This window comes from Mucilaginibacter sp. SG564 (genome assembly GCF_013149275.1).
In the GTDB taxonomy this organism is placed as follows: Bacteria; Bacteroidota; Bacteroidia; order Sphingobacteriales; family Sphingobacteriaceae; genus Mucilaginibacter.
The window spans coordinates 62,220-76,123 of record NZ_JABGNA010000002.1 but is presented as its reverse complement, the minus strand read 5'-3'; the positions used below and the strand labels follow the sequence as shown (position 1 = coordinate 76,123).

Genomic DNA, 13,904 nt, shown 5'->3' with positions numbered 1-13,904 from the left:
ACCCACGAATATTATGATGATACATATTACGCGCAAGGAACATTTTAATGCCGCTCACCGGATGTACCGTGAGGAATGGAGCGCTGAAAAAAATTTTGAGGTGTTTGGCAAATGCGCCAATCCCAACTGGCATGGGCACAACTACAACCTGTTTGTAACCGTAAAAGGCGAGGTTACGCATGCTACAGGCTATCTTATTGACCTGAAAGAGCTTAAAGGTATTATTAACGAGTATGTGATCGAAAAGCTCGATCATAAGAACATTAATAAGGATGTGCCTTTTATGGAAGGTAAAATGGCATCAACAGAATTACTATGCATTGAGATATTTAACCAGCTTAAAGCGCCTATTGAAGCGTATGAGGGTGTTTTTTTACACTCGGTTAAATTGTATGAAACCGAAAACAACTCTGCCGAATACTTTGGCGGATAATTTGATAAAATGATAGATAAAGAGAACCTCCCTCATCGCGATGATGATGACGATCTGGATGGCTATACCAAGGTTGACCGTTATAACCCCTCTTTGATCAAAAACCTTTCTGGCAACTACCTCGACGTTTTAAAGCAAATTGGTGAAAACCCTGAGCGCGAAGGTTTGTTAAAAACACCTGAGCGTATGGCTAAAGCTATGCTGTATCTTACCCACGGTTATGATCTGGATGCTAAAGAGATCCTGAACTCGGCCATGTTTAAAGAGGACTACAGCCAGATGGTAATTGTAAAAGATATAGAAGTATACTCCATGTGCGAGCACCATATGCTGCCTTTTTTTGGTAAAGCGCATATTGCCTACATACCCAATGGTTATGTGGTTGGTTTGAGCAAAATACCGCGCATTGTTGATGTTTTTGCCCGCCGCCTGCAGGTGCAGGAACGATTGACCAACGAGATACGGGATTGTATACAGGATACCCTGAACCCAATTGGCGTAGGTGTTGTTATTGAATGCCGCCACCTATGCATGAGCATGCGCGGTGTACAAAAACAAAACTCGGTAACTACCACATCGGCATTTACCGGCGAGTTTTTAAAAGAGAAAACCCGTACCGAATTTTTAAATTTGATATCAGCCAAATTGGGTTAAGCCTGGGATGAGAAGCAAGAGATAAGAATCAAGAACCAAGAGAAGATAAAAACAGGAGACCGGAGCTGGATAGTAAATCCGAATTCGAACATCCGACATCCGAAATAAAAAATGAAAGCATATATTTTTCCGGGACAGGGTTCCCAGTTTCCAGGTATGGGTAAAGATCTGTATGAACAATCAGAAAAGGCCCGTGCATTATTTGAAAAAGCTAATGAGATATTAGGGTTCCGTATCACCGATGTGATGTTTGATGGCACCGCCGATGACCTGGTGCAAACCAATGTTACCCAACCGGCCATTTTTTTACATTCGGTTATTTTAGCCGCGGTTTTAGGTGATGATTTTAAACCCGAAATGGTTGCCGGTCACTCACTGGGTGAGTTTTCTGCATTGGTAGCCGCAGGGGCTTTATCATTTGAAGATGGTTTACGTTTAGTGGCCGCACGTGCCAATGCTATGCAAAAAGCCTGTGAGCTGCAGCCATCAACCATGGCCGCTATTTTGGGTCTGGATGATTTTACAGTAGAAGATGTTTGCCAACGGGCAGCTGGTGTAGTGGTTACCGCTAATTATAACTGTCCCGGGCAGCTGGTAATTTCGGGTAGTATTGAAGGTATTGACGAAGCCTGCGAAAAACTATTGGCAGCAGGAGCAAAAAGAGCGCTGAAGCTTAAAGTTGGCGGCGCTTTTCATTCACCGCTGATGGAATCGGCAAGAGTGGAGCTTGAGGCTGCTATTGTGGCCACCGAGATCAAAGACCCTGTTTGCCCTGTTTACCAAAATATTGATGCCAAACCTTACACAGATACGGCATCCATAAAACAAAATTTAATAGCCCAGCTTACCGGGCCGGTGAGATGGACGCAAACCGTAAAACATATGCTGGAAGATGGAGCCACATCGTTTACCGAAGTAGGACCGGGCAAAGTGCTGCAGGGACTGGTAAAAAAGGTAGATGTGGCGGTGCCTACCAGTAGCGCGGTTTTACAATAAATATTTTGGTATCGGGTAATTAGTATCAAGTATCAAGACCTCTTAAATACAGATTTAGAATCAGTAAAAGTCTTGATACTTGATACCAATTACTTGATACTAACTAAAACATACAGCAAATTTGACTACCGCAGGAAAAATACGCTTGTTGCTTACCTTAATAGGCCTTAGTTTATTAGCTACGGCCATTATTGTTCAAAAAGCGTATACGCCTGTAAACAACCTGGTAAAAGCCGGCACCACGCTGGAAGAAAACCTGCATAAAAAAGAAGCTTATGTAAATGCACTGATCAACAGTAAGCTGAATCTCAGGCTGTTTAAATACCTGCCCGATAATGAGCAGGATGCCCTTAATGATATTAATGAAATTACGGTTAACAACCGTATACCTTTTATTACACTGCAAAACAATAATTTACGGTTTTGGAGTGGTATAAGGGTTATTCCCGACAATTTTGGGGCTATAAAAGAGGGCCACTCCTTTATTAAGCAACCCAATGGCTATTATGAAGCGATAAGAAAAACCAAAGGCGATTTTTCCGTCATTTTTTTTATCCCGATAAAGATCAACTACGCATTTGAGAACCAGTATCTGCAAAACACCTTTGATAAAGATCTGGTTAAATATAACAATATTGAAATTGCTGATTTTGCCGATAACAATGTTTACGAGGTACATAGCAGCAACCATCATTATTTATTTTCTATAAAGTTAAAGGCCAATAGCATTAATTATGCCTTTGTTTATTATGAGCTGGCGTTCTGGATATTAACCGTTATGGTGCTGTGCATGTTGATGCACAGGGTATGCAGCTATATTGCACTCAAAGGCTACGCGGTGTTATCCATCATATTACTGGCAGCGTTTATAGTATTGTTCAGATATATTAATCTGCATTACAACCTACCCGATTTTGCCTATACCCTGTCGGTATTTAACCCCATATTTTATGCATCCAGTGTAGTATATCCTTCCCTGGGCGATTTTTGTATCAATATCATGTGCATATGCTGGTTTGTTACCTTTATATATCTGCAGAGGCGAAGGTTATTTACGGTTATACCCGGGAAGGTGGCTGGCTATTTCATTGTTATTGCCGGTATACTCATACTTATTGCGAGCTCAACGTTGTTGCTGAACCTGTTTTATGGATTGATCATCAATTCAAAAATAAGTTTTAATGTAAATAACGTATTGAGTCTGTCGGGTTTTAGCTTGCTTGGCGTGTTGATGCTGTGTTTCAGTTTCCTGATATTCTATATTATTGATGAGATCGTTCTTTCTATTTGTCTCAGGTTATTAGTACCGCGTTCGCATCAGTTATTCCTGCTATTGCTGAGCGTAGTTGTAACAACCATAATTTTTGCCTTGTACCGGGAGTATACATCGTTCTATCTTTTGTGGTGTATTTTGGTTGTTATCAGGGCCTACGGACATTTATTTCATAAAGAGCGACTTAATGGCACAACGCTTTTGACCATTATATTAATATGCGCGCTTATCTCGGCTATTAAGCTTAATCAGTTTGAAAATGTAAAGGAACGGGAAACGCGTAAAGCGCTTGTTCAGAAGCTCGAAGTTCCGGACGATGCGACCGCCGATTATATTTTCAAAAAAATAGAAGGACAGATCATCGCCGATACCGCTATTAAGGCATACTTTAACCCGAATGCTGTACGCAATAAGGATTTCCTGAAAACCCGTTTTCAGAAATTATATTTTGATGGCTATTTATCGAAGTATGAATTTAAAGTACATGAGTATAACCAGTTAGAGCAACCCTTAACGGATGATAACTATGCTTTAAATGTATTTAAAGATCTGGTATTATACAGCTCCTTTAAGGTATCAGATTATTTTTACCGGGAGAATGAATCGTTCGGGTTTCAAAATTACTTTGCCATTTTACCGGTTAATTATGGCGGAAAGCAATTAGGTACCCTGGTCATCGAATTAAAATCAAAACCTCTGCAGCCATCAGGCACTTTCCCGGAGCTGTTGGTTGACGGGCATATAAAACCAGAAGATGAATTTAAAGATTATTCCTATGCGTTTTATATTGATAATAAGCTGCTGAGCCAAAAGGGTAACTATGTTTATACGCTTGATAATGCCGAGTTTCAGGGAGTTATAAAAAAGTATATCATTAAAACCACTCGTAGTAATAACGCCGAGTGGTATGATAGTTTTGCAACTTATAGTCATTTAATATATAAGCCCAGTAACCGTAATTTAATAGTAGTAAGCAGGGAGGAGAACCCTTTATATACCGGCATCACTTCTATAACCTTCTTTTTTGTTGTGCTGTTATTGTTTAGCGCGGTTATTTTAACCATCCGCTGGTTAAGGATGCGTATCAGGATCTGGAGCATTAATGAGCATGAATTAAAATGGGGTTTTAAAATAAACTTCGATAGGATACTGTATCGTACCCGTATCCAGTTTTCGATGGTGTTTGCTGTAATGGTCACGCTAATGATGGTAGGTTTTATCACCTTCGTATCCATCAGCACACAATACCATACCCAACAGGACAAAATGATTCGCGATAAGATAACCCGTATAGTTACAGCTTTTGAAAGCGGCCTGTTCAATAAATATATATATAACGTTAATGAAGAAAGCCAGGTGAGTTTTAATGAGCTGGCCAATAATTATTCAACAGATCTTACCTTATTTGATACCAACGGGGTACCGCTGGTAACTACGCAGCCTAAAATTTATGAGTACGGGTTAACATCCAAAAGGATGAATGCCAAAGCTTTTATTTACCTGAGCAAGCTGCAGAAATCGGAGTTTGTGAATGAGGAAAAAATAGGCGGCTTAAGCTATAAAGCGGCTTACGCGCCCATTATCAGCTCAAATAAAACCATAGCTTATATCCAGCTGCCCTATTTTTCGAACGAGGCGGATTATCGCGAACGTATCAGCTCCTTATTAAATGTAATGATCAATGTATACGCAGTAGTGTTTTTGGCCATCGGGTTTTTCGCGGTGATTATTGCCCGGCAAATTACAGCGCCCCTAAACTTTATACAGGAAAGTTTAAGTAAAACCATCTACGGTAAAAAGAACGAACATATCAAATGGGCGCGTAATGACGAGATCGGGGCATTGATATCTGAATACAATAAAATGATATCGGCATTGGAGAACAGCGCACACCGCCTGGCTCAGTCCGAAAGGGAAAGCGCCTGGCGTGAAATGGCCAAACAGGTTGCCCATGAAATTAAAAACCCGCTAACCCCTTTAAAATTGGGCTTGCAATTGCTTGATAAATCATGGAAGGATAAGGATCCTAAATTTGATCAGAAGTTTGAGCGTTTTAGTAAATCATTTGTTGAACAGATTGAAAGTCTGTCTTCTATTGCTTCGGAGTTTTCGGCCTTTGCCAAAATGCCCGATACCCGAATTGAGCAGATCAATATTTTTGAAATGCTGGGGCAGGCGGTTACCATTTTTAAGCAAATGGATAATATTCTTATTGCTTACCAGCCCCCGGAAACTCCATTCATGATCAATGCCGACCGAGACCAGTTGCTGCGCTGTTTTAACAACCTGCTCAAAAATGCCATTGAAGCAACCCCGCCAGACAGACAGGGAGTTATCGATATCAATTACCTCATCACCAGTAAAAATGTGCTGCTCACCATTAAAGATAATGGTAACGGAATCCCCGAAAACATGCGCGAAAAAATATTTGAACCCAACTTTACCACCAAAAGCTCGGGCACAGGCTTGGGATTGGCATTTGTTAAAAACTCCATCGAAAATGCCAATGGCAAGATCTGGTTCGAAACCACCACGGGCAGCGGTACCTCTTTTTATCTGAGTTTCCCGGCCGCAGTTTAGGTGAAAGCTTAAAGGCGAAAGGATAAAGGTTTTGCTTGGTAATTGTCTCTCGCCTTTATCCTTTGACCTTTCACCTCTTCCTTTATTCTTTCACCTTTTCCCTTTCGCCTCTTCCTGCAAATTTTTTCACTGTTTCGGTAACATGGGCCAGGTGGTGGTTGCTGTGCCATGCATACGTTCCAAGACATTTGACGAGTGAAATAGTGTCACCAGATGCCGGGTGAACAAAAGTGCGGATCCATTCGTTTTCGGTAAAGCTTTCAAACAAGGCCACCATGTGTTGATGGATGCCTTCCAGCATTTTCAAGGACGGCTCAACCGGTAGGCGATAATCGGGCAGCAACGCCCAGTCGGCCTCTTCGTATGGTTTTATCACTGGGTTGTTTTCGGTTAAAGCCAGTTTAATACGGGTAATAGAATTCATATGGCTATCGGCCATGTGGTGTATCACCTGCCGTAGTGTCCATCCGCCGGTGCGGTAAGGCGTATCAAGCTCCTGGTAGTTCAGACCGGCAATAGCATGGCGTAATTTACCCGGCAAGGTCCGGATTTCCTCTATCCATTCACGTATATCTTCGTTGGTATATGATGCCGGCGGCGTAAATTTCCCTATCGGAAATTTCATTTGTTCGTCTGTCATGGGCTATAAAAAAAATTTAATTTAGGGATAATTTAAAACTACCACAAGCTTTTGCTATAAATTAGCGTTCTGTACCTATTTAATAAACCAATGGTTAAAAAGATATTGTTAGTACTCCTGCTTTTAAATGCCTCATTTTCATATGCCCAAACCATAAAAACCGATATTCTGGTGATAGGTGGCGGTGCTGCCGGAACCGCGGCGGCTATACAGGGAGCACGCAGCAAACTAAAAACCTTATTGGTTGAACCCGGTCCCTGGCTGGGTGGCAGTATGACCGCCGCCGGTATGTGCGTGGTTGAGGGCAACCGGAATTTACCATCGGGTATCTGGGGCGAGTTCCGCAGACATGTGCGCGATTTTTATAAAAACAGGCTGGGTTATGATACCACCTATAATGCTACGCTGCGCTTTGAGCCCTACACCGGTGCGGCCATCCTCAAAAAAATGACCGACACGGTTAAAAACCTCACCGTAAAACTCAATACACCTTTTACCGCTATTGAAAAAGATGGCACAGGCTGGGAGGTAAGTATCACCGAAAATAACAGAACTACCACCGTAAAAGCCAAAGTAGTAATTGATGCCACCGAAACCGGCGATGTAGCAGCCAAGGCAGGAGAGGTGTTAGTATCGGGTTTTGACAGCTCAAAAGATACAGGCGAAAGTCTGGCGCCTGAAACGACTTTACCCCGGATACAGGATATTACCTGGATAGCCATTGTAAAAGACTTTGGTAAAACGGCCGATAAAACCATGGCCAAACCGCAAGGTTATGACGCTGCAGAATATGCTTGCCTAAAAGATAAAAACATCAGCAAAATGCTAAACGAAGGCAGGTTGCCTAATGATAAATTCATGATCAAATGGGCAGGCTGCGGCAACCAATACCCAACCACGGCAGATGACCTGAAACCCGCTAATCGCAATGCTTTTTATGCCAAAGCACGTTTACATACGTTGGGATTAATATATTACCTGCAAACAGAACTGGGGTTTAAAAACCTGGGCCTGGATGATGAATATCCAACCGCTGATCATCTGCCATACCTTCCATATATCCGCGAAGCCAGTCGTGCCAAAGGGTTGGTGCGCATGACACTGGATGACCTGTATCAGCCTTATGATCGGTCTGTCAAACTATATCGTACTGCTATAGCCGTTGGAGATGCCACACCCGGGCAACATTATGGTGAAGGTACAGCCCCCAAAACAAACTATCCACCATTTACAGGATATAGTATTCCGCTGGGTTCTATTGTGCTTAAAGATCTGGATAACTTGCTGGTTACCGAAAAAGCTTTGTCGGTATCGCACCTGGTTAATGCCAGCAGTATGTATCCTTCCATACAAATGTGCGTAGGGCAGGGGGCGGGGGCGACGGCTGCTTTTTGCGCTTTCTTTAAAACAACAACCAAAAAACTAAATGTTCGGATAATACAGGGCGAACTGCTTGATTTTAAAGCCTGGTTATTGCCTTTTGCCGATATCAAATCCAATGATCCATATTTGAGGTCGATACAGCAGATCGGGGCTACGGGTTTACTGAAAGGAATACAAAAGGTAAACGGCAACACCGCGCAGTTACTGTTTATGCCCGACTCGGTAGTAAGCACCGCCGAAGTGGAGCCTTTTTTTAAGGAGATCTACGCCCGCGCTTTTTTGTGGTTCAATAAAGAAAAGCCTGACGAAAAATTTACGCAAGGTAACCTCCTGTCGTTCATCAGCGAGATTACGCTTACCGAGCCTAAAACCCTGCAGATAAGTATGCAGAAAGCCTGGAAAACACAATACAAATTTAGCTCCGATTTTGATATGAACAAACCGGTAACCCGGCGTGAATTTGCCGTTTTGGCCAATAAATTTTTAAACCCATTTGCCCGCACGGTCGATCTTGCCGGGAGGATGGTGAATTAAGGAGCCGTTAAATTATTCGGGTTTCAAAATGGCGTATAAGTGCTGATCCATCACTACGCCTTTTTTGATCAGCGCATTGCGCATAATGCCTTCTTTAACATAGCCCGCCTTTTCCAATACCCGCATAGATGAAGTGTTTTTGCTGAACACACCTGCCTGTACACGTATAAGGCCAAGGGTTTCAAAAGCATAATGGGTAAGTAATTGTACGGCTTCGGTAATGATGCCGCGGCCCCAGTAGGGTTCGGCAAGCCAATAGCCTATCTCGGCCTGGTTATGGTTGGCGTCAACTTTTAGATCGAGGGCAATACCGCCGCAAACCTGGCCGTCAATCGCTATGGCGAAGTTGGTATGTGGCTCCTGTTTTTTCATAAAGGTGATCCAGGTAACGGCATCGTTCAGGGTGTAAGGATAGGGGAAACGATCGAGCAAAAAGGCGGATACATTCGGATTATTGGCATGTTGTTGCAATGATGCCTCATCGCCATCAAACCATCCCCTCAAAGTAAATGCTGAGCCCTGTATTTCCATTTTGTAACAATAAAATGCTTAAAAATAACAATGATAACCGAAACTGTTAAATTGCAAACATTTTAAGGCGTTTTGCCCCATAGATTACATGAAAAAACTGATCACCTTACTACTTATAGCCAATACTGCCGGCGTGTTTGCCCAGAAACTGGATACACTTACCGTTGAAAAGATCATGCGCGATCCTAAATGGATCGGTACATCGCCATCCAATATCCGCTGGAGCGACGACAGTAAAAAGATCTATTTTAAATGGAACCCCGGCCATGATGATGCCGACGCGTTATACGCCATTACTACAGGTACTATTAGTCCGCAAAAAGTAAGCATAGCAGAGCAGCGTGGTTTAACGGCCGATGGTGAATGGAATAAAGGCCATACGCAAAAGGTTTTTGAAAAGAGCGGCGACCTGTTTATTGCCGACATCAAAACCGGGAAAGTTACCCAGCTAACCAATACCGAACAGCGTGAGGATGACCCTGTTTTTAGTGGTAATGAGCAGGAGATCATATTTAAACAAAATAATAATCTTTTTGCCCTTAAACTCAACGGTGGACGGTTAAAACAGCTTACCAACTTTGTACGATCACCGGAAAAAAAGAAAGATGCCGAAACGCTGAACGATCAGGAGTTATGGCTTAAAAAACAGCAGCTGGAGCTTTTTGACATCATCAAAAAAGAAGCGAAAGAAGATAAACTCGATTCAACCCAGGCTGCGGCCCTGGAGCCTCAGCAATTAAAAGAATTGATTACCGGCGGCGATCGTGTGGGAGCGGTAAAAATAAGCCCGGATGGTAAGTACATCACCTACCGGTTAACCAAAGCAGCCAATGGTGTAAAAAATGCTATGGTACCTAATTATGTAACCGCTTCGGGTTTTACGGAGGATATCCCGAACCGCTCTAAAGTGGGTAGAGCATCATCTTCTTCAAAAATGTTTGTGTTTGATACCCGTCGCCAATCTTTCTATCCGGTACTTACGCAGGACATTCCCGGCATTAAAGATCTGCCCGATTATGTCAAGGATTACCCTGCAGAACTGGCCGAACGCAAAAAAGCGAATGCCGATAGGCAAGTGGATGTAGAAGGCCCATTCTGGAGTGCTGATGGTAAAAATGCTGTTGTGGTGATCAGCGCACAGGATAATAAAGACAGGTGGATTATGCGCCTTGATCCAGTTACGGGCAAACTAACCCTGCTCGATCGTCAGCGGGATGAAGCCTGGATCGGTGGGCCGGGCATTGAAACCAGCGCCGCGGGTAATGTTGGTTTTACCGATGATACCCACTTTTACTTCCAGAGCGAGGCCAGCGGCTATTCGCATATTTACCTGGTTGATGTGATCGGCGGTGCAAAAAAGCAACTCACCAGCGGTAAATGGGAAGTACAGACCCTGCAATTATCAAACGATAAAAAAACATTTTACTTTACCGCGAATATGGAGCACCCGGGTATAACGCATTTTTACAGCATCCCGGTAAGCGGAGGTAAGCCGGTAAAAATAACCGGAATGAAGGGCGGTAATGATGTAACCCTGTCGCCCGACGAAAAATGGCTGGCTATACGTTATTCTTATTCCAACAAACCCTGGGAATTGTATCTGCAGCCTAATAAGCCTGGAGCGAAAGCGGTACAGGTAACACATTCTGTTTCGGCCGAATTCAATTCATACGCATGGCGTGATCCGGAGATCATCACCTTTAAAAACCGTTATGGTGCCGATGTCTACGCGCGCCAGTATCTGCCTAAAAAGGCCGATCCGGCGAAACCCGCGGTTATTTTTGTACACGGGGCTGGTTATTTGCAGGAAGTAACTTATTCCTGGAGTTATTACTTCCGCGAGTTTATGTTCAATAATCTGCTGGCCGATAATGGTTATACCGTACTGGATATCGATTATACAGCCAGTGCAGGCTATGGCCGCGACTGGCGCACAGGTATCTATCGCCATATGGGCGGTAAAGATCTGACTGATCAGGTTGACGGAGTAAAATACCTGGTTGAAAAATTTGGTGTTAACCCTAAACATGTGGGTTTATACGGCGGGTCATACGGGGGTTTCATTACGCTCATGGGGATGTTTACCGAGCCCGATGTTTTTGCTGCCGGCGGTGCTATCAGATCGGTTACCGACTGGGCGCATTATAATCACGGATATACATCCAATATATTAAATGAACCCTTTACCGATGAGCAGGCTTACCGCAAAAGCTCGCCCATATATTTTGTCAATGGTTTAAAAGGCAACCTATTGATGCTTCATGGCATGATTGATCAAAATGTGAATTACCAGGATATCATTCGCCTTACACAAAAACTAATTGAGCTGCATAAAGAGAACTGGGAACTGGCATCGTACCCGGTAGAAGATCACGGCTTTGAACAGCCCAGCAGTTGGGCGGATGAATACAAGCGTATATTCAAGCTGTTCGAGCAAACGTTGAGAAAGTGAACGAAGCAAATAAATATGTCATTGCGAGGAGGAACGACGAAGTAATCTCCTCGCGTTCAATATACAGGCGACGAGATTGCCACGCTCCGCTCGCAATGACATGGTTGAAAGCTTAATTTTACAAATCGCCAAATCATGCCCAAAAACATTTCCATAAATAAATTACTAACTCTGCTTGTTTTATTAAACATAGGCTGTAGCAATACACCTAAACCTTTCGTAATCCACATCAGTAAGATAAATCAGGAACGTTCTGTCAAAATAACCGGTTTAGATGTGGCGGTTATCCAGGACATTGCCCGCGACACATCGGGAGCTAACTGGCAGGGGCTCATACCGGTATATAAAATGCCGGCCGATACAGAAATGAAAAGCTATCAGCCGGTGCAGCCGGGTACATACCATATTGCTGATGGCGCCGTTATTTTTACACCGGATACCCCCTTTGTAAGTCGCCAAACTTATTTTGTGCGGTATTATCACTTTGATAATGGTAACAAGCCTGCAGATTTTATAGGGGGGCACAACAGGCCGGGGAGTTTACACTATGTTGATTTAACATTTTAAGTAATAAACTGCCGTGAATTGCTTGAAAATCAAATAATATTGTGTATATTTGCACCTAATTAATAAAAGAGGGGGCGATTTGTCCCCTCTTTTATTTTATCAATCAAATTATCAATCAAAATACCGGAGGGTAATGAATATTGAAAAAAGAGTAAGAGAGCTGGTTGAGGAGAAGATAGCCGATAAGCCGAATTTGTTTATTGTGGATATCAAAATGCACTCGAACGGAAAGCTGGTTGTGCTGGTAGATGGTGACAACGGCCTGGGGATTGATGATTGTGTGCAGATTAGCAGGCACGTTGGCTTTCATTTGGAAGAGGAGAATGTGATCGAAACGGCATACAATCTGGAAGTGTCATCGCCGGGAATTGATTACCCGCTATCATCGGCCAGGCAATACGCCAAAAACATAGGGCGTACTTTAGGTATCAAAATGGCCGACGGAACCAAAAGAGAAGGCACGCTGACAGCTATTACAGAGGATGCCATTATTATTGAAGAAAAAGTAAAAGAAAAAGGGAAAAAAGCCGAAACTGTTGAAAGCGTGATCCCTATGGATAAAATAACAGAGACAAAAGTTTTAATATCATTCAAGTAGAAAATGAGCAATATTAATTTAATTGATTCTTTTCAGGAATTTAAAGATTTCAAGAACATTGACCGCCCAACCATGATGAGCGTTCTGGAAGACGTTTTCAGAAGCATGATCAGGAAAAAATATGGCACCGATGAAAATTGCGACGTAATTGTAAACACAGATAACGGTGACTTAGAGATCTGGCGTACCCGTAAGGTTATGGAAGATGGATTTAGCGAGGATGACGACCTGGAAATTGAATTAGCCGAAGCACAATTGATTGATGCCGACCTGGAAGTTGGAGATGATTTTATTGAACAGATCACGCTGGAAAGCTTTGGCCGCCGAGCTATTTTAGCCGCCCGCCAAACACTGGTTTCAAAAATTCTGGAACTGGAAAAAGATGAGATCTTCAAAAAATATAAAGATCGTGTAGGCGAAATTGTTACCGGTGAGGTTTACCAGGTTTGGAAAAAAGAAACCCTGGTGCTTGACGATGAAGGTAACGAGCTATTGCTGCCAAAAACCGAGCAGATCCCGGCTGACTACTTTAAAAAAGGCGACAGTGTAAAAGCGGTTGTTCATAAAGTAGATATGCTGAACAGTAACCCTAAGATCATCATTTCACGTACCGCTCCTGAGTTTTTACAGCGTTTGTTTGAACTGGAAGTGCCTGAGATTTTCGACGGACTGATCACCATCAAAAAAATTGTGCGTGAACCGGGTGAAAGAGCAAAAGTGGCAGTTGAGTCATATGATGACCGTATTGATCCGGTTGGTGCCTGTGTGGGTATGAAAGGGTCACGTATACATGGTATCGTTCGTGAATTAAAAAATGAAAATATTGACGTGATCAATTTCACCAATAATGTTCAGTTATATATTCAGCGTGCGTTATCTCCAGCCAAAATAACATCTATAAAGCTGGATGACGATAAAAAAACGGCTGCGGTATATTTAAAACCCGATCAGGTATCACTGGCCATTGGCCGTGGCGGTCATAACATTAAACTGGCAGGTAAACTAACCGGCTATGAAATAGATGTTTACCGCGAAGCAGACGAGCATGACGAGGATGTGGACATCGAAGAATTTTCAGATGAAATTGACAGCTGGATCATCGATGAGTTTAAACGTATAGGTTTAGACACCGCGAAATCGGTACTTGCTTTAACAGTAGGCGAATTGGTAAAACGTACAGATTTGGAAGAAGAAACTGTAAAAGAAGTGTTATCAATATTGAATGCTGAGTTTGAATAAGCATAGAAACCAAAATTAAAATCG

General features: G+C 42.8%; 11 protein-coding genes. 9 read left to right on the top strand and 2 right to left on the bottom strand.

All coding sequences use genetic code 11. The features are described from left to right. The first annotated feature begins 16 nt into the window (after window positions 1–16). The 4 genes from FHW89_RS04845 (at window position 17) to FHW89_RS04830 (ending at window position 5,936) form a co-directional block, all read left to right on the top strand. Window positions 17–433, top strand: coding sequence for a 6-carboxytetrahydropterin synthase (locus FHW89_RS04845; protein WP_172334433.1), 417 nt, complete (start codon window positions 17–19; stop codon window positions 431–433). 9 nt (window positions 434–442) lie between these two features. Beyond that, complete coding sequence (folE, locus tag FHW89_RS04840; RefSeq protein WP_172333905.1) at window positions 443–1,087, top strand: GTP cyclohydrolase I FolE; 645 nt, start codon at window positions 443–445, stop codon at window positions 1,085–1,087. A gap of 111 nt (window positions 1,088–1,198) precedes the next feature. After that, window positions 1,199–2,083: an ACP S-malonyltransferase gene (gene fabD / locus FHW89_RS04835; RefSeq protein WP_172333904.1), complete on the top strand. Its 885-nt coding sequence runs from the start codon at window positions 1,199–1,201 to the stop codon at window positions 2,081–2,083. A gap of 121 nt (window positions 2,084–2,204) precedes the next feature. Beyond that, window positions 2,205–5,936: an ATP-binding protein gene (locus FHW89_RS04830; protein WP_172333903.1), complete on the top strand. Its 3,732-nt coding sequence runs from the start codon at window positions 2,205–2,207 to the stop codon at window positions 5,934–5,936. Window positions 5,937–6,018: 82 nt separating this feature from the next. Here FHW89_RS04830 and FHW89_RS04825 read toward each other — a convergent pair whose 3' ends face one another. Next, on the bottom strand, window positions 6,019–6,576 hold the full coding sequence (locus FHW89_RS04825; RefSeq protein WP_172333902.1) for a YfiT family bacillithiol transferase: 558 nt from the start codon (window positions 6,574–6,576) through the stop codon (window positions 6,019–6,021). 90 nt (window positions 6,577–6,666) lie between these two features. Here FHW89_RS04825 and FHW89_RS04820 point away from each other — a divergent pair, with 90 nt between their 5' ends. Then, window positions 6,667–8,493, top strand: a complete 1,827-nt coding sequence (locus FHW89_RS04820; RefSeq protein WP_172333901.1) for an FAD-dependent oxidoreductase — start codon at window positions 6,667–6,669, stop codon at window positions 8,491–8,493. A gap of 12 nt (window positions 8,494–8,505) precedes the next feature. On the opposite strand, the gene FHW89_RS04815 is transcribed toward FHW89_RS04820, so the two are convergent. Continuing rightward, on the bottom strand, window positions 8,506–9,024 hold the full coding sequence (locus FHW89_RS04815; RefSeq protein WP_172333900.1) for a GNAT family N-acetyltransferase: 519 nt from the start codon (window positions 9,022–9,024) through the stop codon (window positions 8,506–8,508). Window positions 9,025–9,112: 88 nt separating this feature from the next. On the opposite strand from FHW89_RS04815, the gene FHW89_RS04810 reads away from it, so the two are divergent. From FHW89_RS04810 to nusA, 4 genes are all read left to right on the top strand, one after another. Next, on the top strand, window positions 9,113–11,476 hold the full coding sequence (locus tag FHW89_RS04810) for a prolyl oligopeptidase family serine peptidase (protein WP_172333899.1): 2,364 nt from the start codon (window positions 9,113–9,115) through the stop codon (window positions 11,474–11,476). Between the two features lie 135 nt (window positions 11,477–11,611). Then, the gene (locus FHW89_RS04805; RefSeq protein ID WP_172333898.1) at window positions 11,612–12,043 is read left to right on the top strand and encodes a hypothetical protein; all 432 of its coding nucleotides are present in this window, start codon (window positions 11,612–11,614) and stop codon (window positions 12,041–12,043) included. 133 nt (window positions 12,044–12,176) lie between these two features. Further along, window positions 12,177–12,641, top strand: a complete 465-nt coding sequence (gene rimP, locus FHW89_RS04800) for a ribosome assembly cofactor RimP (protein ID WP_172333897.1) — start codon at window positions 12,177–12,179, stop codon at window positions 12,639–12,641. Window positions 12,642–12,644: 3 nt separating this feature from the next. Continuing rightward, window positions 12,645–13,880 carry a transcription termination factor NusA gene (gene nusA, locus FHW89_RS04795; RefSeq protein ID WP_172333896.1) on the top strand — a complete coding sequence of 412 codons (1,236 nt, stop codon included), beginning with the start codon at window positions 12,645–12,647 and terminating at the stop codon, window positions 13,878–13,880. Window positions 13,881–13,904: the final 24 nt, after the last annotated feature.